Here is a 19,134-nt window from a genome sequence, read left to right as displayed (position 1 = left end):
GCGCCACGCGTCATCTCTTATCCGCCAGCGGCGCGCCGACCCCCGATCGGTCGACGCGCCGAACTGGAGACCAGACGATGCGTAATTTCCGTCCCGCCATCCTTGGCGCCCATGGCTTGCTGGCCGTTTCCCTGACATTGCCCGGGACTGCCCTTGCGCAGACCGCCCCTGAAGTGCCCGCCACCGCTACCTTCGGCAGATGGACAACCATCGTCGATACGCTCGACACCGGGCAGGATGCGCGCAAGACCTGCGCCGCTTCGACTGCCTTTTTCGATGCCAGCGGCAATTCGGGCACGCTGACGCTGTCGATCTCGAACGGCGACGCCATGCCGCCGGACGCCTACCCGGCCATCATGCTTATTGTCGACAACCGGAACCTGCCCACTGGCAAGAAGATCGCCGCGACTTTTGGTGATCCTGGCGTCAAGGTTTCCGCCACCGTCTATTCGAACGATGCCGTGAACGGCCGTCCCAGCTGGACGGTCGACAACCAGCCCAAGACCAGTCTCGCGCTCTTGCGAGCCATGCGCAAAGTCACCTCGCTCGATGTCGCTTTCGGCAAAGAGGCTTTCGCCAGCATTCCGATGGACGGCTTCACTAAAGCCTACCGCAACCTCGGCACATCATGCGGCTTTCCGACCAAGGACGTTGCACCCTAGCCAAGCGCGCGAAGGCGGGTGCTGGCAATCTGCCTCGCGGCTCGCTATCTCTGACGCGAAAGGGTCTGCGTGCCTTGCCATCGTGGCAAAAGGCTCTAAGCCTTTTCGCCTCACCAGATTCGTGAACCCAAGGCTCTCAATGCGCTGTCCCTATTGCCAGTCCGAAGATACGCAGGTGAAGGATTCGCGCCCCGCCGAGGATGGCGCGGCGATCCGCAGGCGTCGCGTCTGCCCCGATTGCGGCGGCCGTTTCACCACCTTCGAGCGCGTGCAGTTGCGCGACCTCGTCGTGGTCAAGAAGTCGGGGCGAAAAGTGCCTTTCGACCGCGACAAGCTCTTGCGCTCCGTCGAGATCGCGGTGCGCAAGCGCAATGTCGATCCCGAGCGCATTGATCGTGCCGTGACCGGCATCGTGCGCCAGCTGGAAAGCTCCGGCGAGACCGAAGTGGCCTCGGGCGAGGTTGGGCGGCTGGTCATGGAAGCGCTGAAGTCGCTCGACGACGTCGCCTACGTCCGCTTCGCCTCGGTCTACCGCAATTTCCGCGAGGCCAAGGATTTCCATGAGCTGCTGGGGGAATTGAAAGGCGACGAGGACAAGAGCGAAGAGGACGCTGGCTGAGCATGGCGGAACACAGCGAGGCCGGACAGGCAGCCCTTGACCGCCGTTTCATGGCAGCCGCACTCAGACTGTCGCGCAGGAATGCGGGCCGGACCTCAACCAATCCTTCCGTTGGTACACTCATCGTGCGCGACGATGGCTTGGGCCCGATGATTGTCGGCACCGGCGTCACCGCTGTCGGCGGCCGCCCGCATGCCGAGACCGAGGCGCTCGCCGAAGCGGGCGAACTGGCGCGCGGCGCCACCGCCTACGTCACGCTGGAGCCTTGCGCGCATCACGGACGCACGCCGCCTTGCGCCAACGCTCTGGTCAATGCCGGCATCGCGCGCGTCGTTGGCGCCGCCAGCGACCCCGATCCGCGCGTGTCAGGCCAAGGCTACGCGATCCTGCGCACCGCGGGCGTCGATGTTGTGGAGAATGTCCTGGCGGCGGAGGCCGCCGAGCAGATGGCCGGCTATCTCATTCGATCGCTTAGGAAACGGCCGGAAGTGACTCTCAAGCTAGCGCTTTCCAGCGACGGCAAGATCGGCATGGAAGGTGTTGGGCAGGTGTCGATCACAGGCGACATTGCGCGCCGTGAAGTCTATCTAATGCGCGCCGAAGCCGATGCCATCCTGATCGGCATTGGCACGGCGCTGGAGGACGACCCGGCGCTGACGGTGCGCTTGCCGGGATTGGAGAACCGGTCGCCGGCGCGCATTGTGCTCGACAGGCAGATCAGGCTGCCTGAGACTTCGAAACTGGTGTCCGGTGTCGACAGGGTGCCGCTCTACGTCGCGGCTTGCCTGGAAGCCGATCCTCTGCGGCGGGCAACGCTCGAACGCGCCGGCGTGCGTTTCATCGGCACCGAGACGCATGAAGGCGGCGTGGCGCTGCCGGAACTGCTCGAGGATCTTGCTGCGCTCGGTATGGCCAGCGTGCTGGTCGAAGGTGGAGCCAAGGTGGCCAGCGCCTTCCTGTCGGAGGGCCTGGTCGACCGCATCGTGCTGTTCCGAGGACCGGAGGCGATTGGCAAGGGGGGCATTGCATCGCCCATCGATGCCAACCATGTCCCGGCGGGATTTCGCAAACTGCGCGAGATGCGGTTCGGCGAGGACAGCTACGCCGAGTGGATAAGAGACTTTTAGGATCAACACCGATGTTTACCGGCATTGTTACCGACATAGGCACCGTCGCGGCCGTCAAGCCGCTGCGGGAAGGCGTGGGATTGCGTATCGACACCGCCTATGATCCCGAAACCATCGCCATCGGCGCCTCGATATCATGCGGCGGCGTTTGCCTTACCGTGACGGCCTTGCCCGACAGCGGCTCGAACGCGCGCTGGTTCGAAGTCGAGGCCTGGGAGGAGGCGCTCCGGCTGACGACGGCGATGGGCTGGAAATCGGGCACGCGGATCAATCTGGAGCGGGCGTTGAAGATCGGCGACGAGCTTGGCGGCCACATCGTGTCGGGCCATGTCGACGGTACGGCCGAGATCGTCGAGCGCAAGGATGAAGGCGACGCCGTTCGCTTCACGCTGGAAGCGCCGCGCGGGCTGGCGAAGTTCATCGCGCCGAAAGGCTCCGTCGCGCTCGACGGTACCTCGCTCACCGTCAACAAGGTGGAAGGCACCCGCTTCGACGTGCTTCTGATCCACCATTCGCTGACCGTCACCACCTGGGGTGAGCGCCAGGTCGGCGACCGCGTCAATCTCGAGATAGACACCATGGCCCGCTATGCGGCCCGCCTGGCGGAAGCGGCGAAAGAGGGGCTTTGAGCATCGCCGAGCTGTTCATGAGGAACTAGCGGTGATGGAAAACAGGAATTCCAAAGTGCAAGCGCGGCTGGGGTGGCCGATGTAGATGCTGGCCGAGTAGTGGCCCACGCCATTGTTGCCTGGGCTCAAAGCCTCGCTACAGACTGTCCGATCTCGGTACCCCGTCCCAATGAGGCAATCTTGTGCTTGCGATCAATCCGGCTTCGGCCTAAGTCACCGGCGATCCCGGAGACATTTATGGCTGGCACATCCCAACACGGCAAAGCGTTCATTCGCCCGAAGAAGAAGGCCCACCTTCTCGTTATCGAGGCACGCTTCCACGACGATCTTGCCGACGCGCTGCTCGAAGGCGCGACGAGCGCGCTTGACGAAGCGGGTGCGACCTACGACGTCGTCACCGTTCCAGGTTCGCTCGAAATTCCCGCCGTCATTACCTTCGCGCTGGACGGCGCGGCGGAAGGCGGCATGAACTATGACGGCTTCGTCGCGCTTGGCACCGTCGTCCGCGGGGACACCTATCACTTCGATATCGTCGCCAATGAATCCAGCCGCGCACTGATGGACCTGTCCGTGCAGGACTCGGTCTGTATCGGCAACGGCATCCTGACCACGGAAAACGACGCGCAGGCCTGGACGCGAGCCAAGCGTTCGGAGGGCGACAAGGGTGGCTTTGCCGCGCGCGCGGCGCTGACCATGATCGCGCTCAAGGAACGACTGGGAGCGCGATCGTGAGCGACCCCGCTTCGCCCGGACAGCCCACGGTGCGCCACGCCAACAAGCGCGGCGCGGCGCGGCTTGCCGCCGTGCAGGCCCTCTATCAGATGGATGTCGCCGGCAGCGGCGTCTTCGAGATCACTGCCGAATACGAAGCGTTTCGCCTTGGCAAGGAAGTCGATGGCGCGCTTTACCGCGAGGCGGATGCCCAATGGTTCCGCGCCATCCTCACCGGTGTCGTCGAGGACCAGAAAACCATCGATCCGGTTATCCGCCAGGCGCTGACCGATGACTGGCCGCTGTCGCGCCTCGATTCGACACTGCGCGCAATCCTGCGCGCCGGTGTCTACGAACTGATAAAGCGCGAAGACGTGCCGGTGGCGGTGATCGTTTCCGAATACGTCGATATCGCCAAGGCTTTCTACGAGGAAGACGAGCCGAAGCTGGTCAACGCCGTGCTCGATCGCGTCTCCCGTCGGGTGCGTGGCGAGGGACGCGGCAAGGACGCTTCATGACGGCGGTCGCCATCGAGGCGGCCAGGGAGGCGCGGCGCACCGCGTTGATCCTCGCCGCCTCGCAGGCGATCATCGGTTCGGCAGCGCCCATCGCCATCTCCATGGGCGCGCTTGCCGGTCAATATCTGCTCGGCCCGGACAAGTCGCTGGCGACGGCGCCGATCACCGGCTTCAATCTCGGCGTGGCACTCGGTGCGCTGCCGGCGGCGGCCATCATCCGCGCCATGGGCCAGCGCGGCGGCTTCATGACCGGTACGATCGTCACCGCGCTTGGCGGTCTGGTCGCGACGCTGGCACTCTTCCATGGCAGTTTTTGGCTGTTTGCCTTCGGCCTGACGGTGATCGGTGTCGGTGGCGCCTTCGTCCAGCAGTTCCGCTTTGCCGCCGCCGACAATGCGCCGCCGCAGTTCAAGGCGCGCGCCATCTCCTTCGTGCTGGCGGGCGGCATCATCACCGCCATTCTGGGACCGCAGATCGTCATCTTCACCCGCGAGTTGTTCGCACCGGTGATGTTTGCCGGTTCGTTCGCATCCATCCTGGTGCTAGCCGCCGTCGGCGCGGCGATCCTGTCATTGCTGCGCCTGCCGGCGAGGGCCGCCGCCGGCGGAACGGAAATTGCCGGCAGCGATGCCCGGCCCTTGGCCGAGATCGTCACGCAGCCGCGTTTCGTCGCGGCACTCTTCTGCGCGGTCGGCAGCTATGCCCTGATGAGCTTCGTCATGACCGGCGCGCCGCTCGCCATGGTCGGCTGCGGCCTGTCGGAGGACGATGCGACGCTCGGCATTTCGTGGCATGTCATGGCAATGTTCGGGCCGAGCTTCTTCACCGGATCGCTGATTCATCGCTTCGGTGCTGAACGCATTGTCGCGGTCGGCCTCCTGCTGCTGATCGGCTGTGCGGTCGTCGCGCTGTCCGGCTTGGCGCTATGGCAATTCTGGACGGCGCTGATCCTGCTCGGCCTCGGCTGGAATTTCGGCTTCATCGGCGCCACGGCCATGGTCGCGGCAAGCTACCGGCCTTCCGAAAAGGGCAAGGTGCAGGGGTTCCACGACTTCGTCCTGTTCGGCTCCGTGGCCTGCGCCTCGCTGATGTCGGGCATGGTCTACAATGCCTGGGGCTGGACCATGCTGAACTGGATGATCTTTCCCGTCACCGTGCTATGCTTCGTCGCGCTCGGCGCGCTGAGGATTGCGAGCTTGCGTCTGGCTTGACGCCCAATTTGAATTTATGCGTCCGGCGGCAGAACCTGAAGCACTCGCGCTATGAACATGTGAAACTCAGCCATGTAGTTGCGCAGGAAGTCCTCAGTGGATTCGACCGTCACCTCGCCGTCGTCGGTGATCAGCCCCGGCGTGAACTGTATGTAGGCTTCAGGCGCGTTCATCTGGGGCGAATTGCAGAAACTCAGAACGCTTCGAAGGCTTTGTTGGGCGACGGCGGTCGCGATGGCGCCCGGCGATGTTCCGATGACAGCCGACGGTTTGCGCGCGAACGAATTCTTGCCGTAGGGCCGACTGGCCCAGTCGATTGCGTTCTTCAATCCACCAGGGATCGAGCGGTTGTACTCCGGGGTGACGAACAATACGGCCTGGACGGAGGCGATCGCCTTTTTGAAATCCCGGGCTGCCGGTGGGAAGTCGGCGTCATAGTCGTAGCTGTACAGTGGCAGATCCTTGAAGGCGATTTCGGTCATGTCGAGTTCGGGAGGGGCAAGTTGAACGAGCGCCTTCGCGAGCTTGCGGTTGATGGATTCCCGGGCAAGACTGCCGATGAGGTAACCGACTTTGTGTATGGCCATGACACGCTCTCCGTGTTTGCCACCCGCACCCTCACCGCATTATCCGCCAGATGGCAGCAGATCGCCAGCGTCGCGTCGCAATTGGCCTTCCGAACAAAAATATTGCGTCTGTACCACTTGTTATGAAACCGTGTGCCCCGACGAGACGTTGGAGCCGTGCTCATATGCGGCACCGAATTCCGGTTCACAGCAAGGGATTTTCACAATGTTTTCAATCAAGCTTCTGGCTGGCGCGGCGCTCGCGCTCGGCATCACGGCGGCATCGGCGAATGCTCAGGTGGTTGTTTCCTCAAAGATCGACACCGAGGGCGGCGTGCTAGGCAATATCATCCAGCTCGTCCTCAACGCCAACAACATCAAGACCACTGACCGCATCCAGCTCGGCGGCACGCCGGTAGTGCGCAAGGCGATCACCGCCGGCGAGATCGACATCTATCCCGAATACACCGGCAATGCCGCCTTCTTCTTCGAGAAGGCCGACGACCCGGTCTGGAAGGACGCCGCCAAGGCCTATGAGACGGCCAAGAAGCTCGATTACGACGCCAACAAGATCGTCTGGCTGTCGCCGTCGCCGGCCAACAACACCTGGGCGATCGCACTGCGCAAGGAGGTGGCCGAAACCAACAAGCTCGCCACCCTGTCCGATTTCGGCAAATATGTCGCCGGCGGCGGCAAGGTGGTGCTCGCGGCCTCGGCCGAGTTCGTCAATTCAGCCGCGGCCCTGCCGGCGTTCCAGACCACCTACGGCTTCACGTTGAAGCCTGACCAGTTGATCACGCTCTCCGGCGGCGACACGGCCGCGACCATCGCGGCGGCAGCCAACCAGACCAATGGCGCCAACGCCGCCATGGTCTACGGCACTGACGGCGGCATCGCGCCCTCCGGGCTGGTCGTGCTCGACGACGACAAGGGCGTGCAGCCGGTCTACCAGCCGGCGCCGATCATCCGCGAGGCGGTGCTGAAGGAGCATCCCGAGATCGAGACGTTGTTGAAGCCGGTCTTCGCCAAGCTCGACCTCATCACGCTGCAGGAACTCAACGGCCGCGTCCAGGTCGGCGGTGAGCCGGTCAAGGGTGTGGCGGAAGACTTTTTGAAAAAGAACGGGTTCTTGAAGTAGACAGCGCTTGGCTGACCGTGATGCTGGCCTTGCGCAGAGTTCACAATTCTGCAACTGCATTGCGTTCTGGTGACGCCGCTCTGCGCAGATGCGCCCCATGACCCTCCGCTTCGACAAGCTCGGCGTGGTCATCGCCGCGATCGCTGCCTATGCGGCTTTCGTAGCACCCTTCGCCACGTTCCGCGCCAATCGCATCGTGCCCGGCCAGGCGCGCTCGATCGTAGAGGCACTTCCGGCACTGGCCGGCCCGCTGCTTTTGGCCATCGTTGTCACAGCCGCGCTTGTCGCGCTGCTGAAAACGCCGCTCGTCCTGCGCCTTGCCGCGAGCGTGATCACGCTGGCGGCTCTCGCGCTGTTGATCGGCGTCACCGGGACATTCCTGACCCCGGCAGGCAATACCTTCGCGCGCGTTTCGCCGGCCTCCGGGTTTTGGCTGCTGATCTTTGCCTTTACCCTCCTGCTGGCCGACGTGCTGACGAGAATGAACCTGTCTCCCTGGTCACGTGTCGGCGTGCTTGTCGTTGCCGCGCTCGCCATCGGGCTGCTGCTCATATCGGGATCCTGGGACAGCCTTTCGATCCTCAAGGAATATTTCAACCGTGCCGACAGTTTCTGGGCCGAGGGCGCCAAACATGTCACGCTGGCGCTTGGTTCGCTGGCGGCGGCGGTGATACTGGGCCTGCCGCTTGGCATCCTGTGCCATCGCGTCGAGCGCCTGCGCGCCGGCGTGCTCAACGTGCTCAACATCGTCCAGACCATTCCCTCGATCGCGCTGTTCGGCCTGCTGATCGCGCCGCTCGGCTGGGTGGCGGCGCATGTGCCGGGAGCGGCCGCGCTCGGTATCCGCGGCATCGGAACGGCACCTGCGTTCGTGGCGCTGTTCCTCTATTCGCTGCTGCCGGTCGTCGCCAATACCGTGGTCGGCCTTGCCGGTGTGCCGCGTGCCGCCAATGACGCGGCGCGCGGCATGGGCATGACGGATCGCCAACGCCTGTTCGGCGTCGAGTTTCCGCTGGCCTTCCCAGTGATCCTCACCGGTATCCGCATCGTGCTTGTGCAGAACATCGGCCTCGCCACCATCGCCGCCCTGATCGGCGGCGGCGGCTTCGGCGTGTTCGTGTTCCAGGGCGTCGGCCAGACCGCGATGGACCTGGTGCTGCTTGGCGCCGTGCCGACGGTTGCGCTCGCCTTCGCTGCTGCCATCATTCTCGACGCGGTGATCGAAATGACCTCAACCAAGCGCAGGGCGGACCCCGCATGATCGAGATCGAAGGCATTACCAAGCGCTACGATGCGACCACGGTGGTCGATGAAGTCTCGATGATCATAGAGCCCCGCACCCTTTGCGTCATCGTCGGCACCTCGGGCTCCGGCAAGACGACGCTGCTTCGCATGATCAACCGGCTGGTCGAGCCGACTTCCGGCGTCATCAAGCTCGACGGCGCCGACAACCGCTCGGTGCCCGGCTACGAGCTGCGGCGCAGCATCGGCTACGCCATCCAGGGCCACGGCCTGTTCCCGCACCGAACGGTGGCGCAGAACATAGCCACCGTGCCGGTGCTGCTTGGCTGGGATAAGGATCGCATCAAGGCGCGCGTCGACGAACTGATGACGCTCTATCAGCTCGACCCGCAGGCCTACGGCCCGCGCTACCCGCACGAGCTCTCCGGCGGCCAGCAGCAGCGCGTCGGCGTCGCCCGCGCGCTCGCGGCCGAACCCAATGTGCTGTTGATGGACGAGCCGTTCGGCGCGCTTGACCCCATAATCCGCACCAAGGCGCAGGAAGACCTTCTTGCGATCCAGAGGCGCTTCGGCACCACCATCATCCTCGTCACCCACGACATGGAAGAGGCCGTGCATATGGGCGACAAGATCGCCGTCATGGATGCCGGCAAGCTGGTACAATATGCCAGGCCGGCGGAGATACTGGCGAGGCCGGCCAGCGGCTTCGTCGAGACCCTGGTCGGCGCCAGCGAAAAACCGTTCCGGCTGCTGTCGCTCGGCCGCGTGCGCGACGCAGTCGAAAAGGGCGCGGCGGAAGGTGAGGGGATTCCTGGCGACGCCAGCCAGCGCGACGCGCTGGCCGAACTTCTCTGGTCTGGCCGTCCGGCGCTGCCGGTCAAGGATGCCGACGGCAAGCCGCTCGGCCGGGTTACCGTCGACGGCTTGGTGAAGCGTGCGGCGAGGCCGGCATGAAAGCCTGGCTGCCGTTGCTGCTCAGGCTTGCGCTGGTGGTGCTGCTGGTCGCTTTCGTCACCAGTCCCGGCTGGTTCGAGCCGCTGCTCAAGCCGCTGACCGAGAACGGCGCGCCTGTGATCTACAATCAGGGTAGCCTGCTGACACTGATGCTGCTGCACCTGCGCACCGTGCTGATCGCCACGCTCGCCGCCACCATCGTGGCGGTCGCGCTCGCCATCCTGGTCACCAGGCCTGCCGGCGCCGAATTCCTGCCGCTGTCACGCAGCCTGGTCAATATCGGCCAGACTTTCCCGCCGGTGGCGGTGCTGGCGCTTGCCGTGCCGGCGGTCGGGTTCGGCGAGAAGCCGACGCTGATCGCATTGTTCCTCTATGGTCTGCTGCCGATCTTCGAGAACGCGCTGACCGGCCTGACGACGTTGCCCGGCAATGTCATGGAAGCGGCGCGCGGTGCCGGCATGACCGGTTGGCAAAGGCTGCTGAAGGTCGAATTGCCGCTCAGCGCGCCGGTCATCCTCGGCGGCATAAGGCTGTCGGTGGTTATCAGCCTGGCCACCGCCACCATTGGCTCGACGGTTGCAGCGAAGACATTGGGCGAGGTGATCATTGCCGGGCTCTTGTCCAACAATCTCGCTTTCATCTTGCAGGGCGGCCTGATCGTCGCCGCCTTGGCCGTGCTGATCTATGACGGATTATCGGCGGTCGAACGCTATGCCGCGCGGCGCATGGGGCGTCAGGCCGAGTAGGCTTCTGTCCCGGTGCTCCGATCTTTCAACGTCCACTTGAACGGGCAGGGTGGTCGAGCGTCAGTTCGAGTTCGATGCCTTGCTCTTTGCAGATCCAGCGGCGGCAGATGACGGCAAAGTCGTGTTGTGTGCCGGCTTTCACGAGCGAGACAAGATCACCCACGGCGCAATCGCTGCCGAGCTGGAGCGCCTCGACGGGTTCGGCGATGACTTGCTTGCCGGCATAATGTCTTGCGCTGGCCGTGAGCGTAATCAACACCCGCCTGCCAGTTGCGCGATCTTCGGGACTCGGCGATTGATTGGGCCGATGCCCCGATCCTTCAGCAGGAGTTCTTGCCATGACCTTGCGCTTCTCCAAGATCGTCATGTGTCTCTGTCTGGCGGCTTTCGCCTTTCTTGTCGCTTTCGGCAACGTCACCGATTACGGCTCAAACTTCGCCTTTGTCCAGCACGTGCTGAGCATGGACACGACCTTTCCCGGCAACGCGCTGATGTATCGCTCGATCACCAACCCCTCGCTATGGACGACGGGCTACTGGCTCATCATCGCCGGCGAGGCGCTGACCTGTCTGCTCTACCTGATCGCGGCCTGGAACCTGTGGCAAGCGCGCAATGCCAGCGGAGAGGTTTTCAACGATGCCAAGAAATTCGCCGTTATCGCCGCGACGATGGGATTCCTGATCTGGTATCTTGGATTTATGGTGGTGGGCGGCGAGTGGTTCGCCATGTGGCAATCGAGCATCTGGAACGGCCAGCAGAAGGCATTCATGTTCTACATGACCATGCTGGCGGTGCTGATCTTCGTCATCCAGCCAGACGGTGATCTGCGCCAAACCTGAGTGCTGATCCGTGATTTCAATCGATATAAAGCAGCAGCGGCATGGCGACACCTGCCGCCGTCTGGCTCTTTTGGGCGAAAGCCGGGCAAAAACCGAACAATATCTTGACGTTCGCGGCCCTGTTTCGCATACACCGCTGCGAAGAGGGGGATTCCGCGCACGGGATTCCGTCTTTGTCTCAACGGCCCAGGGAGGGGTTCTTTTGGGCCAGCAATCGAGGAAAACCCGGCATGACCATAATTTCCGCCGTCATCGCCTGCGGCCTGCTTTCTGTCCTTTACGCCATCTGGGCGACACGTTCGGTCCTCGCGTCGGACCAGGGCAATGCACGCATGCAGGAAATCTCCGCCGCCATCCGTGAGGGCGCGCAAGCCTATCTGGCGCGCCAGTACACCACCATCGCCATCGTCGGCGTGGTCGTGCTGCTGCTCGCCTGGTGGCTGCTGTCCATCACCGCCGCGATCGGCTTCCTGATCGGGGCCGTGCTTTCGGGCGCGGCCGGCTTCATCGGCATGCATGTTTCGGTGCGGGCCAATGTTCGCACGGCACAGGCCGCTTCCAACAGCCTTGCCGCCGGCCTCGACATCGCATTCAAGTCGGGCGCCATCACCGGCATGCTTGTTGCCGGCCTTGCCCTGCTTGGCGTGTCGATCTACTACCTGATCCTCACCCATTTCATGGGGCTTCAGCCCAATGACCGTATCGTCATCGACTCGCTGGTTTCGCTCGGCTTCGGCGCCTCGCTGATCTCGATCTTCGCCCGTCTCGGCGGCGGCATCTTCACCAAGGGTGCCGATGTCGGCGGCGATCTGGTCGGCAAGGTCGAAGCTGGTATTCCCGAGGATGATCCGCGCAACCCCGCCACCATTGCCGACAATGTCGGCGACAATGTCGGCGACTGCGCCGGTATGGCGGCCGACCTGTTCGAGACCTATGCGGTGACAGTCGTCGCCACCATGGTGCTGGGCGCCATCTTCTTTGGCGGCACCGCGGTTCTGAGTGCCGCGATGCTCTATCCGCTCGCTATCTGCGGCGCCTGCATCCTGACCTCGATCGTCGGTACTTTCTTCGTCAAGCTCGGCTCCAACGGCTCGATCATGGGCGCGCTCTACAAGGGGCTGATCGTCACTGGCCTGTTGTCCATCGTGGGCTTGGGCGTCGCCACCTCGGCCACGCTTGGCTGGGGCGAGGTCGGCACTGTCGCCGGCATGGTCATCACCGGCAAGAACCTGTTCATCTGCGGCCTGATCGGCCTCGTGGTGACCGGTCTCATCGTCGTGATCACCGAGTACTACACCGGCACCAACAAGCGTCCGGTCAACTCGATCGCCCAGGCGTCGGTGACCGGGCACGGCACCAACGTCATCCAGGGCCTTGCGGTCTCTCTGGAATCGACGGCACTGCCGGCCATCGTCATCGTCGGCGGCATCATCTCGACCTATCAGCTCGCCGGCCTTTACGGCACGGCGATCGCCGTCACCACCATGCTCGGCCTTGCCGGCATGATCGTCGCGCTCGATGCCTTTGGCCCGGTCACCGACAATGCCGGCGGCATCGCCGAAATGGCCGGCCTGCCCAAGGAAGTGCGCCACTCCACCGACGCGCTCGACGCGGTCGGCAACACCACCAAGGCGGTGACCAAGGGCTATGCCATCGGTTCGGCGGGCCTCGGCGCACTGGTGCTGTTCGCGGCCTATTCGAACGACCTGAAATTCTTTGCCGCCAATGGCGACAAATATCCCTACTTCCAGGGCATGGGCGAGGTCTCCTTCGATCTTTCCAACCCCTACGTCGTCGCCGGCCTGATCTTCGGCGGCTTGATCCCGTATCTGTTCGGTGGCATCGCCATGACGGCCGTCGGCCGCGCGGCGGGCGCCATCGTCGAGGAGGTGCGCAAGCAGTTCCGTGACGACCCGGGCATCATGGCCGGCACGTCCAAGCCGAACTATGCGCGCGCGGTAGATCTTCTGACCAAGGCGGCGATCCGGGAAATGATCATCCCGTCGCTGCTGCCGGTGTTGGCGCCGCTCGTCGTCTATTTCGGCGTGCTGCTGATCTCGGGCTCGAAAGCGTCGGCCTTTGCGGCTCTCGGCGCCTCTCTGCTCGGCGTCATCGTCAACGGCTTGTTCGTCGCCATCTCGATGACTTCGGGCGGCGGCGCCTGGGACAACGCCAAGAAGTCGTTCGAGGACGGATTCACCGACAAGGACGGCATCAAGCACCTGAAGGGTTCCGAGGCGCACAAGGCCTCGGTGACCGGCGATACGGTCGGCGATCCCTACAAGGACACGGCCGGCCCGGCGGTCAACCCGGCGATCAAGATCACCAATATCGTGGCGCTCCTGCTGCTGGCGGTGCTGGCGCACGGCTGAGCGGCAAAGCTCGACATTGAAAACCCGCGGGGAGCAATCCCCGCGGGTTTTTATTTGACGGCGGTTTTGGAAGGCGGAAAACGAATTTCAACGGCTGCGTCCGCGTCCTGCCGTCGCTGTCTGCCCATCGCCGACGAGCCAGCCTCTCCCGCCCCATGATAACAAAAACCCGTGGGATCGCTCCCACGGGTTTTTGGTCGCCTGAGATGGTGCTGCCATCCCCAAGGGGAGGCGGGTCTGAGATCAGGGAGTGCCGCCGCCGGGAATGCCGGGCGCCAGCTTGCTGGCGCCGTTGATGATCTGGCTGAGGAAGTTCTGGTCCTTGCCGCCAGTCGGCGTGGTGCGCGATATGAAATCGAAGATCTTGCCGTCCTTCAGGCCGTAATTGGCGATCTGGGTGACCCGCCCATCGGCCCCGAAATAGACCGCCAGCACATGCTGATCGATCAGCCGGGGCTTGTCGAAGGCGACATAGCGCTTGCGAGTCTGCGAGATGTAGTAAAAGGCTTCATTGTCGAAGGTCGCCGTCGTCGAGGGCGTGCCGAGCGCGAGCAGCACCTGCTCGCGGCTTGAGCCGACCGGCACCGAATCGATCGCCTGCTGATCGATGACATACCCCTGCGTCAGCGTTTCGCTGGGGTTCAGATCACCGATCATCTTGGAACTGTTGCAGGCCGAAAGCGCCGCAATGATGGCCAGCAGCGAGATCGCGCCAGCGGGCCTGAAAGAGAAGGTCGACTTGAAATTCAGCGCGCGCAACAACAATTCTCCACTATATCGCCGCAACTTGCGCTGGGCCGCAAAACCGGTAAACCAGCTTGCTTGCCGATGCAACAAGGCCAATTCAACAAACGGTCCCCGGAGACCATCCCCATGTTCCAGCGCCTTTTTGGTCGCGAACGCCACGCCAACCGCGCCATCACCGACGCGCTTTACGCACAAATCGTGGCGGCCGCGCGGCAGACCGTATTTTATTCCCACTGGAATGTGCCGGACACGCCGCTTGGGCGTTTCGAAATGCTGTCGCTGCACATGTTCCTGGTCCAGCACCGGCTGCGTGGGGAAGACGGCGTGGCGCAGGAGATCGCGCAGGTGCTGATCGACGAGTTTTTCCTCGACGTCGACCATTCGCTGCGGGAACTCGGCATTGGCGATGTCGGAGTGCCCAAGCGCATGAAAAAGCTGGCGAAGATGTTTTATGGCCGCACCGCCGCCTATGACGACGCATTGGAGCGCAATGATCATGATGGGCTCACCGCCGCCCTTGCACGCAATGTCCGGCCCGACGCCGCGGCCTGGGCGGAAGCGTCACGACTGTCCGACTATGTCGCCGATGCCCGCAATCGGCTGGCCACGCAGCCGTGCCGGGCGATCGTCTCCGGCACGGTGACCTTTCCGCTCGCCCAGGAGGCAGATCGATGAAGCACGCCGATCCGCAAAGTCCGGTATCGTTTTTTGCCAACGTCGCCCGCCTGCCGCAGAAGGGCTTGCCGGTGGTCATCGAGGCCGACGCCACCCAGCGCGCGACACTCGCCGAAGAGCACAGCTTGCTCTCGGTCGAAGCCTACCGTGCCGAATTCCTGGTGACGCCGTGGAAACGCAATGGCGTGAAGGTCAGCGGCCGGGTCGAGGCCGACATCACCCAGGCCTGTATCGTCACGCTCGATCCGGTCGGGGCGCATATCGACGAATCATTCGAGGCTCTGTTCCTGCCCGAGGATTCCAAGCTTGGACGACAGGGATTCGAAGGCGGCGGCGAGATCCTGCTCGACGCGGATGGACCTGACAGTCCCGAAACATTTTCAGGCGACACGATCGATGTCGGGGCACTCGCCGAGCAGTTCTTCGGACTGGCCATCGATCCTTATCCGCGCAAGCCGGGTGCGTCGCTTGATGCCGGCCGCGAGGCCGAACCGGTGGAGAATGAATTTCAGCAGAAACTGCGGTCGCTGTTGGGAAAATCCTGAAAACCTCACCCGCGACGGAAAAGTCGGTTGTGCGAATGTCCAAAACCGCTATTTTCGCCGAACCTTCGCGATCACTAAAACGATCCGCCGCCTAAGCAAAACCGTGAGATGAATACCGCGTGATCAGGATTTCCATCGATGCCATGGGCGGCGATCACGGACCAGCCGTGGTCATTCCGGCGCTCATGACGGTCGCGACCCGCCGTCCCGACGTCCGCTTCGTCATCTACGGGCGGGAGGAGGCCGTACGACCCGAACTGGCCAAATTTCCCAAGCTGGCCGGTGTGAGCGAATTCTTCCACTGCGAGGTGGCCGTCAGGATGGACGACAAGCCGAGCCAGGCACTGCGCCATGGCCGCTGGAAGTCATCGATGTGGAAGGCTGTCGAGGCGGTCAAGTCGGGTACGGCGGACGCCTGCGTCTCGGCCGGCAACACCGGCGCGCTGATGGCGATGTCGAAATTCTGCCTGCGCACCATGGCCACCATCGACCGCCCGGCGATCGCGGCACTTTGGCCGACGCTGCGCGGCGAAAGCGTGGTCCTCGACGTCGGCGCCACCATTGGCGCGGATGCGCACCAGCTCATTGATTTTGCCATCCTTGGAACCGGCATGGCCCGATCGGTCTTCGGCGTCTCGCGGCCCAGTGTCGGCCTGCTCAATGTCGGCGTCGAGGAGATCAAGGGCCAGGAAGAGGTCAAGGAGGCTGGGCGCATGCTGCGTGAAGCCAATATGGCCTCGATGAACTATCACGGTTTCGTCGAGGGCGACGATATCGGCAAGGGCGTGGTCGACGTCGTCGTCACCGAAGGCTTCGCCGGCAACATCGCCCTGAAGACGGCGGAAGGCACGGTGCGCCAGATTGGCGGCTACCTGCGGGCGGCGATGAGCCGTACGCTGATGGCCAGGATCGGCTATATCTTCGCCAAGGGCGCGTTCGATCGCCTGCGCGAAAAGATGGATGTCGGCCGCTCCAATGGCGGCGTTTTCCTGGGGCTGAACGGCATTGTGGTGAAAAGCCACGGCGGCGCCGATTCGGATGGTTTCGCCGCCGCCATCGAACTCGGCTACGATATGGTGCGCAACAATCTGCTCGACCGCATCGAGGCCGACCTGGACTTGTTCCATGCGCGCAATCCGCATGCCCAGACATCTAGGAAATCCGACGTCGTCAGCGACGCAAAGGAATAGGAAAGAACTTTGATCAGATCAGTCGTGCGCGGCATGGGCGCCGCGCTGCCCCGCCGCATCATGAAGAATGCCGACTTTGAAGGCATGGTCGAAACCTCGGACGAGTGGATCGCCCAGCGCACCGGCATCCGCCAGCGCCATATCGCGGCCGACGACGAGACCACCGCTTCGCTGGGTGAGGCGGCGGCGCGCGCAGCGCTCGCCGATGCCGGCCTGACGCCCGGAGACATCGACCTGATCGTGCTGGCGACCTCGACGCCCAACAATACTTTTCCGGCCACGGCCGTCGAGATCCAGAACCGGCTCGGCATGCATCACGGCTTTGCCTTCGACCTGCAGGCGGTATGCTCGGGCTTCGTCTATGCGGTAACCACGGCCGACCTCTATATTCGCGGCGGCTTGGCCAAGCGCGTGCTGGTGATCGGCTCGGAAACCTTTTCGCGCATCCTCGACTGGACCGATCGCTCGACCTGCGTACTGTTCGGCGACGGCGCCGGCGCCCTGGTTCTTGAAGCCGGCGAAGGGGGCGGCAGTATTGCCGACCGCGGTGTGCTAGCGATGAGCCTGCGCTCCGACGGCGCGCACAAGGACAAGCTCTTTGTCGACGGCGGGCCTTCGACGACGGGAACGGTGGGCTACCTCAGGATGGAAGGCCGCGAGGTCTTCAAACATGCGGTAGGCATGATCACCGACGTCATCGAGGCGACGTTTTCGCAGGCCGGCATCACCGCCGACGACCTCGACTGGTTCGTGCCGCATCAGGCCAATAAACGGATCATTGACGCTTCCGCCAGGAAGCTCGGGATAGCCGAGGAAAAGGTGGTGGTGACGGTCAATCTGCACGGTAACACCTCGGCTGCTTCCGTGCCGCTGGCGCTTTCCGTGGCTGTTGCCGATGGCCGCATCAAAAAGGGCGACCTTGTGCTTCTGGAAGCGATGGGCGGCGGCTTCACCTGGGGCGCGGTTCTGCTTCGCTGGTAAGTGCCGGACGGTCCGGTTCGGTCCTTGACCTTGCCGGATCAATTACTTAGGCTCTGCCGCTGTTGTATCGATTTTATGTTTGAGCTGATGGGACGGTCGCATGGGGGGAAAGACACTTACGCGCGCCGACCTTGCCGAAGCCGTTTACCGCAAGGTAGGTTTGTCGCGCACTGAATCGGCCGAACTCGTCGAGGCGGTGCTGGACGAGATCTGCGAGGCGATCGTCCGTGGCGAGACGGTGAAACTGTCGTCTTTCGCGACGTTCCACGTCCGCTCCAAGAACGAGCGCATCGGGCGCAATCCCAAGACCGGCGAAGAGGTGCCGATCCTGCCGCGCCGGGTGATGACCTTCAAGTCGTCGAACGTGCTGAAGAACCGCATCTTGCGCTCCCACCAGAGCGGCAAGGCAAAGGGCGGCAAGTAGGCTCGCTGCAAATGCACGGTTGAAAACAGGCCTTGCGATGATGCCGGGCTTGAATATTGCCTCACAAACCGCTGAAATGAGACCCGATTCGGCAACATGGCCGGATTGGTGTTCCGCGTGATCGTTACGCGCAGCCGGAATGAGCTCCCCTCCTGTCGAGGGAATCTCGTTCGAACGCCGGTTCCCATGTCCCGGGATCATGCTCCAGTGTGAGGATTTCGCCCATGGACAAGAGCCCTGACGCCTTTCGCACCATCAGCGAGGTCGCCGAAGACCTCGATCTGCCGCAGCACGTGCTGCGCTTCTGGGAAACGCGTTTCAACCAGATCAAGCCGATGAAACGCGGCGGCGGCCGCCGCTACTACCGGCCGCAGGATGTCGAACTGATCAAGGGCATTCGCCATATGCTCTACGACCAGGGCTACACCATCAAGGGCGTGCAGAAGCTGTTGCGCGAAAATGGCAACCATTTCCTGGTTGCCATCGGCAATGGCGATATGGCCGCCGTCGAGGCGATCTCGCAACGAAAGCAGGCCGACCAGGTGCCGTTGACGGCGGCAGCGCAGCCGCGCGGCGGAGATGACGAACTGGTTGGCCAGCCGAGGGTCAAGCCCAGCCGCCGTTTCTTCGGTCTTGGCAAGAGCGACGAGGAAGGCCCGGTCCAGCCGGACGCTTCGAAACTGTCGCGGGACAATCGCGCGCTGTTGCAGGAAGCGTTGTTCGACCTCCTCGAATGCAAGCGCCTCCTCGACCAAGTGCGCTGACGGGCAACCGGCCGGCGCCTGAAGAACGGGAACCCGCCTTTGGGTGATGCGTTACGTTTTCTTGAGCAAGACAAGGCTTGAGCAGACAAGGAAACGCATCATGGCATTATTCTCGACCCTCTCGGACGTCGATCTCGACAGGCGGGTCGCTGCACTCTCCAGGGAATTGGCGGCCCTGAAGAAGGCTGCGTCCAGGCGGGGCGGCGCCTATTACGAAGACGGTCGCGACGCGGCGCTTGACACGTATTCCGACCTTGCGGAACGTCTGCACGATGCGTTGCCGGCGATCCGCGAGCGGGGCAGGGCGATCGAGAAATCCGCCCGCGAGCATCCGGCGACGGCCGCGGCGATCGGCTTTGTGGTGCTTGGTCTGGTCGCCAGTCTGCTGTTCAGCCGGCGCTGACCTTTATTTATTCCTCGGTTCCGCTGGATCGGTGCGCGGGCGATTCATGTTGCCCGAAAGTGCACCCGGTT

Annotated in this window: 24 protein-coding genes; 21 read left to right on the top strand and 3 right to left on the bottom strand. The window is 63.4% G+C overall.

Translation table 11 applies throughout. From position 1 onward, the window contains the following. Positions 1-77: 77 nt before the first annotated feature. The 7 genes from FJ940_RS08420 to FJ940_RS08390 all read left to right on the top strand — a co-directional run bounded on the left by FJ940_RS08420 (position 78) and on the right by FJ940_RS08390 (position 5,477). Positions 78-662: a hypothetical protein gene (locus FJ940_RS08420; protein ID WP_140494043.1), complete on the top strand. Its 585-nt coding sequence runs from the start codon at positions 78-80 to the stop codon at positions 660-662. Between the two features lie 139 nt (positions 663-801). Next, positions 802-1,281, top strand: coding sequence for a transcriptional regulator NrdR (gene nrdR, locus FJ940_RS08415; protein WP_010915593.1), 480 nt, complete (start codon positions 802-804; stop codon positions 1,279-1,281). Then, complete coding sequence (gene ribD, locus FJ940_RS08410) at positions 1,278-2,408, top strand: bifunctional diaminohydroxyphosphoribosylaminopyrimidine deaminase/5-amino-6-(5-phosphoribosylamino)uracil reductase RibD (protein WP_181165168.1); 1,131 nt, start codon at positions 1,278-1,280, stop codon at positions 2,406-2,408. The genes nrdR and ribD overlap by 4 nt, the downstream gene beginning before the upstream one ends. Before the next feature lie 11 nt (positions 2,409-2,419). Then, entirely contained in the window at positions 2,420-3,037 is a 618-nt protein-coding gene (locus FJ940_RS08405) for a riboflavin synthase (RefSeq protein WP_140515697.1), read from the top strand. Between the two features lie 237 nt (positions 3,038-3,274). Beyond that, entirely contained in the window at positions 3,275-3,769 is a 495-nt protein-coding gene (gene ribH / locus FJ940_RS08400; protein WP_140494037.1) for a 6,7-dimethyl-8-ribityllumazine synthase, read from the top strand. Continuing rightward, a complete protein-coding gene (nusB, locus tag FJ940_RS08395) occupies positions 3,766-4,266 on the top strand; it encodes a transcription antitermination factor NusB (protein WP_140521777.1) in 501 nt (166 codons plus the stop codon). Before ribH ends, nusB begins: the two co-directional genes overlap by 4 nt. After that, the gene (locus FJ940_RS08390) at positions 4,263-5,477 is read left to right on the top strand and encodes an MFS transporter (RefSeq protein ID WP_140494033.1); all 1,215 of its coding nucleotides are present in this window, start codon (positions 4,263-4,265) and stop codon (positions 5,475-5,477) included. Before nusB ends, FJ940_RS08390 begins: the two co-directional genes overlap by 4 nt. A 14-nt stretch (positions 5,478-5,491) precedes the next feature. Here the strand turns inward: FJ940_RS08390 and FJ940_RS08385 are convergent, their stop codons facing one another. Continuing rightward, a complete protein-coding gene (locus FJ940_RS08385) occupies positions 5,492-6,064 on the bottom strand; it encodes an NADPH-dependent FMN reductase (protein WP_140494031.1) in 573 nt (190 codons plus the stop codon). Between FJ940_RS08385 and FJ940_RS28415 the strand changes: the two genes are divergently transcribed. The 5 genes from FJ940_RS28415 (at position 5,981) to FJ940_RS08365 (ending at position 10,123) form a co-directional block, all read left to right on the top strand. Next, positions 5,981-6,190 (top strand): hypothetical protein, encoded by a 210-nt coding sequence (locus FJ940_RS28415; RefSeq protein ID WP_181165181.1) that lies wholly within the window; start codon positions 5,981-5,983, stop codon positions 6,188-6,190. The two genes, FJ940_RS08385 and FJ940_RS28415, sit on opposite strands and share 84 nt — an antisense overlap. Positions 6,191-6,269: 79 nt before the next feature. Next, positions 6,270-7,181, top strand: coding sequence for an ABC transporter substrate-binding protein (locus FJ940_RS08380; protein WP_140494029.1), 912 nt, complete (start codon positions 6,270-6,272; stop codon positions 7,179-7,181). A 97-nt stretch (positions 7,182-7,278) separates the two neighbouring features. Continuing rightward, complete coding sequence (locus FJ940_RS08375) at positions 7,279-8,442, top strand: ABC transporter permease (protein ID WP_140656123.1); 1,164 nt, start codon at positions 7,279-7,281, stop codon at positions 8,440-8,442. Continuing rightward, entirely contained in the window at positions 8,439-9,377 is a 939-nt protein-coding gene (locus tag FJ940_RS08370) for an ABC transporter ATP-binding protein (protein WP_140656120.1), read from the top strand. Before FJ940_RS08375 ends, FJ940_RS08370 begins: the two co-directional genes overlap by 4 nt. Further along, entirely contained in the window at positions 9,374-10,123 is a 750-nt protein-coding gene (locus tag FJ940_RS08365; RefSeq protein WP_140494023.1) for an ABC transporter permease, read from the top strand. The genes FJ940_RS08370 and FJ940_RS08365 overlap by 4 nt, the downstream gene beginning before the upstream one ends. Positions 10,124-10,148: 25 nt before the next feature. Here FJ940_RS08365 and FJ940_RS08360 read toward each other — a convergent pair whose 3' ends face one another. Further along, positions 10,149-10,481 carry a hypothetical protein gene (locus FJ940_RS08360; RefSeq protein WP_246670992.1) on the bottom strand — a complete coding sequence of 111 codons (333 nt, stop codon included), beginning with the start codon at positions 10,479-10,481 and terminating at the stop codon, positions 10,149-10,151. Here FJ940_RS08360 and FJ940_RS08355 point away from each other — a divergent pair. Together FJ940_RS08355 and FJ940_RS08350 are read left to right on the top strand one after the other, a co-directional pair. Continuing rightward, positions 10,462-10,962: a DUF2165 domain-containing protein gene (locus FJ940_RS08355; RefSeq protein WP_140494019.1), complete on the top strand. Its 501-nt coding sequence runs from the start codon at positions 10,462-10,464 to the stop codon at positions 10,960-10,962. The genes FJ940_RS08360 and FJ940_RS08355 overlap by 20 nt on opposite strands. 230 nt (positions 10,963-11,192) lie before the next feature. Further along, positions 11,193-13,334, top strand: coding sequence for a sodium-translocating pyrophosphatase (locus FJ940_RS08350; protein ID WP_140521791.1), 2,142 nt, complete (start codon positions 11,193-11,195; stop codon positions 13,332-13,334). Positions 13,335-13,577: 243 nt separating this feature from the next. Here the strand turns inward: FJ940_RS08350 and FJ940_RS08345 are convergent, their stop codons facing one another. After that, the gene (locus FJ940_RS08345; RefSeq protein WP_140656117.1) at positions 13,578-14,093 is read right to left on the bottom strand and encodes an outer membrane protein assembly factor BamE; all 516 of its coding nucleotides are present in this window, start codon (positions 14,091-14,093) and stop codon (positions 13,578-13,580) included. 114 nt (positions 14,094-14,207) lie between these two features. Here FJ940_RS08345 and FJ940_RS08340 point away from each other — a divergent pair, with 114 nt between their 5' ends. From FJ940_RS08340 to FJ940_RS08310, 7 genes are all read left to right on the top strand, one after another. Continuing rightward, entirely contained in the window at positions 14,208-14,756 is a 549-nt protein-coding gene (locus tag FJ940_RS08340) for a ubiquinol-cytochrome C chaperone family protein (protein WP_140494013.1), read from the top strand. After that, the gene (locus FJ940_RS08335) at positions 14,753-15,301 is read left to right on the top strand and encodes a DUF177 domain-containing protein (protein WP_140515709.1); all 549 of its coding nucleotides are present in this window, start codon (positions 14,753-14,755) and stop codon (positions 15,299-15,301) included. The genes FJ940_RS08340 and FJ940_RS08335 overlap by 4 nt, the downstream gene beginning before the upstream one ends. 119 nt (positions 15,302-15,420) lie before the next feature. After that, entirely contained in the window at positions 15,421-16,491 is a 1,071-nt protein-coding gene (gene plsX, locus FJ940_RS08330; protein WP_140494009.1) for a phosphate acyltransferase PlsX, read from the top strand. A 9-nt stretch (positions 16,492-16,500) separates the two neighbouring features. Continuing rightward, positions 16,501-17,472 carry a beta-ketoacyl-ACP synthase III gene (locus tag FJ940_RS08325; protein ID WP_140494008.1) on the top strand — a complete coding sequence of 324 codons (972 nt, stop codon included), beginning with the start codon at positions 16,501-16,503 and terminating at the stop codon, positions 17,470-17,472. Positions 17,473-17,572: 100 nt separating this feature from the next. Next, positions 17,573-17,896, top strand: a complete 324-nt coding sequence (locus FJ940_RS08320; RefSeq protein ID WP_140494007.1) for an integration host factor subunit alpha — start codon at positions 17,573-17,575, stop codon at positions 17,894-17,896. A 224-nt stretch (positions 17,897-18,120) separates the two neighbouring features. Continuing rightward, on the top strand, positions 18,121-18,660 hold the full coding sequence (locus tag FJ940_RS08315) for a MerR family transcriptional regulator (RefSeq protein WP_140494005.1): 540 nt from the start codon (positions 18,121-18,123) through the stop codon (positions 18,658-18,660). A gap of 100 nt (positions 18,661-18,760) precedes the next feature. Next, positions 18,761-19,063, top strand: coding sequence for a hypothetical protein (locus FJ940_RS08310; protein WP_140515713.1), 303 nt, complete (start codon positions 18,761-18,763; stop codon positions 19,061-19,063). Positions 19,064-19,134: the final 71 nt, after the last annotated feature.

The sequence above is a fragment of the Mesorhizobium sp. B2-3-7 genome, from assembly GCF_006442695.1.
In the GTDB taxonomy this organism is placed as follows: Bacteria; Pseudomonadota; Alphaproteobacteria; order Rhizobiales; family Rhizobiaceae; genus Mesorhizobium.
The sequence above is the reverse complement of the archived record's forward strand: the minus strand, read 5'-3'. Positions and strand labels throughout refer to the sequence as shown.

What these genes read in the sequence shown, in the direction of transcription:
- FJ940_RS08375 (WP_140656123.1), top strand. Translation starts at nt 7,279, where the DNA reads ATGACCCTCCGCTTCGACAAGCTCGGCGTGGTCATCGCCGCGATCGCT.
- nrdR (WP_010915593.1), top strand. Translation starts at nt 802, where the DNA reads ATGCGCTGTCCCTATTGCCAGTCCGAAGATACGCAGGTGAAGGATTCG.
- FJ940_RS08405 (WP_140515697.1), top strand. Translation starts at nt 2,420, where the DNA reads ATGTTTACCGGCATTGTTACCGACATAGGCACCGTCGCGGCCGTCAAG.
- FJ940_RS08420 (WP_140494043.1), top strand. Translation starts at nt 78, where the DNA reads ATGCGTAATTTCCGTCCCGCCATCCTTGGCGCCCATGGCTTGCTGGCC.
- FJ940_RS08370 (WP_140656120.1), top strand. Translation starts at nt 8,439, where the DNA reads ATGATCGAGATCGAAGGCATTACCAAGCGCTACGATGCGACCACGGTG.
- FJ940_RS08355 (WP_140494019.1), top strand. Translation starts at nt 10,462, where the DNA reads ATGACCTTGCGCTTCTCCAAGATCGTCATGTGTCTCTGTCTGGCGGCT.
- FJ940_RS08380 (WP_140494029.1), top strand. Translation starts at nt 6,270, where the DNA reads ATGTTTTCAATCAAGCTTCTGGCTGGCGCGGCGCTCGCGCTCGGCATC.
- FJ940_RS08385 (WP_140494031.1), bottom strand. Translation starts at nt 6,064, where the DNA reads ATGGCCATACACAAAGTCGGTTACCTCATCGGCAGTCTTGCCCGGGAA.
- FJ940_RS08320 (WP_140494007.1), top strand. Translation starts at nt 17,573, where the DNA reads ATGGGGGGAAAGACACTTACGCGCGCCGACCTTGCCGAAGCCGTTTAC.
- FJ940_RS08315 (WP_140494005.1), top strand. Translation starts at nt 18,121, where the DNA reads ATGGACAAGAGCCCTGACGCCTTTCGCACCATCAGCGAGGTCGCCGAA.
- FJ940_RS08365 (WP_140494023.1), top strand. Translation starts at nt 9,374, where the DNA reads ATGAAAGCCTGGCTGCCGTTGCTGCTCAGGCTTGCGCTGGTGGTGCTG.
- ribH (WP_140494037.1), top strand. Translation starts at nt 3,275, where the DNA reads ATGGCTGGCACATCCCAACACGGCAAAGCGTTCATTCGCCCGAAGAAG.
- FJ940_RS08310 (WP_140515713.1), top strand. Translation starts at nt 18,761, where the DNA reads ATGGCATTATTCTCGACCCTCTCGGACGTCGATCTCGACAGGCGGGTC.
- FJ940_RS08390 (WP_140494033.1), top strand. Translation starts at nt 4,263, where the DNA reads ATGACGGCGGTCGCCATCGAGGCGGCCAGGGAGGCGCGGCGCACCGCG.
- FJ940_RS08335 (WP_140515709.1), top strand. Translation starts at nt 14,753, where the DNA reads ATGAAGCACGCCGATCCGCAAAGTCCGGTATCGTTTTTTGCCAACGTC.
- FJ940_RS08340 (WP_140494013.1), top strand. Translation starts at nt 14,208, where the DNA reads ATGTTCCAGCGCCTTTTTGGTCGCGAACGCCACGCCAACCGCGCCATC.
- FJ940_RS08350 (WP_140521791.1), top strand. Translation starts at nt 11,193, where the DNA reads ATGACCATAATTTCCGCCGTCATCGCCTGCGGCCTGCTTTCTGTCCTT.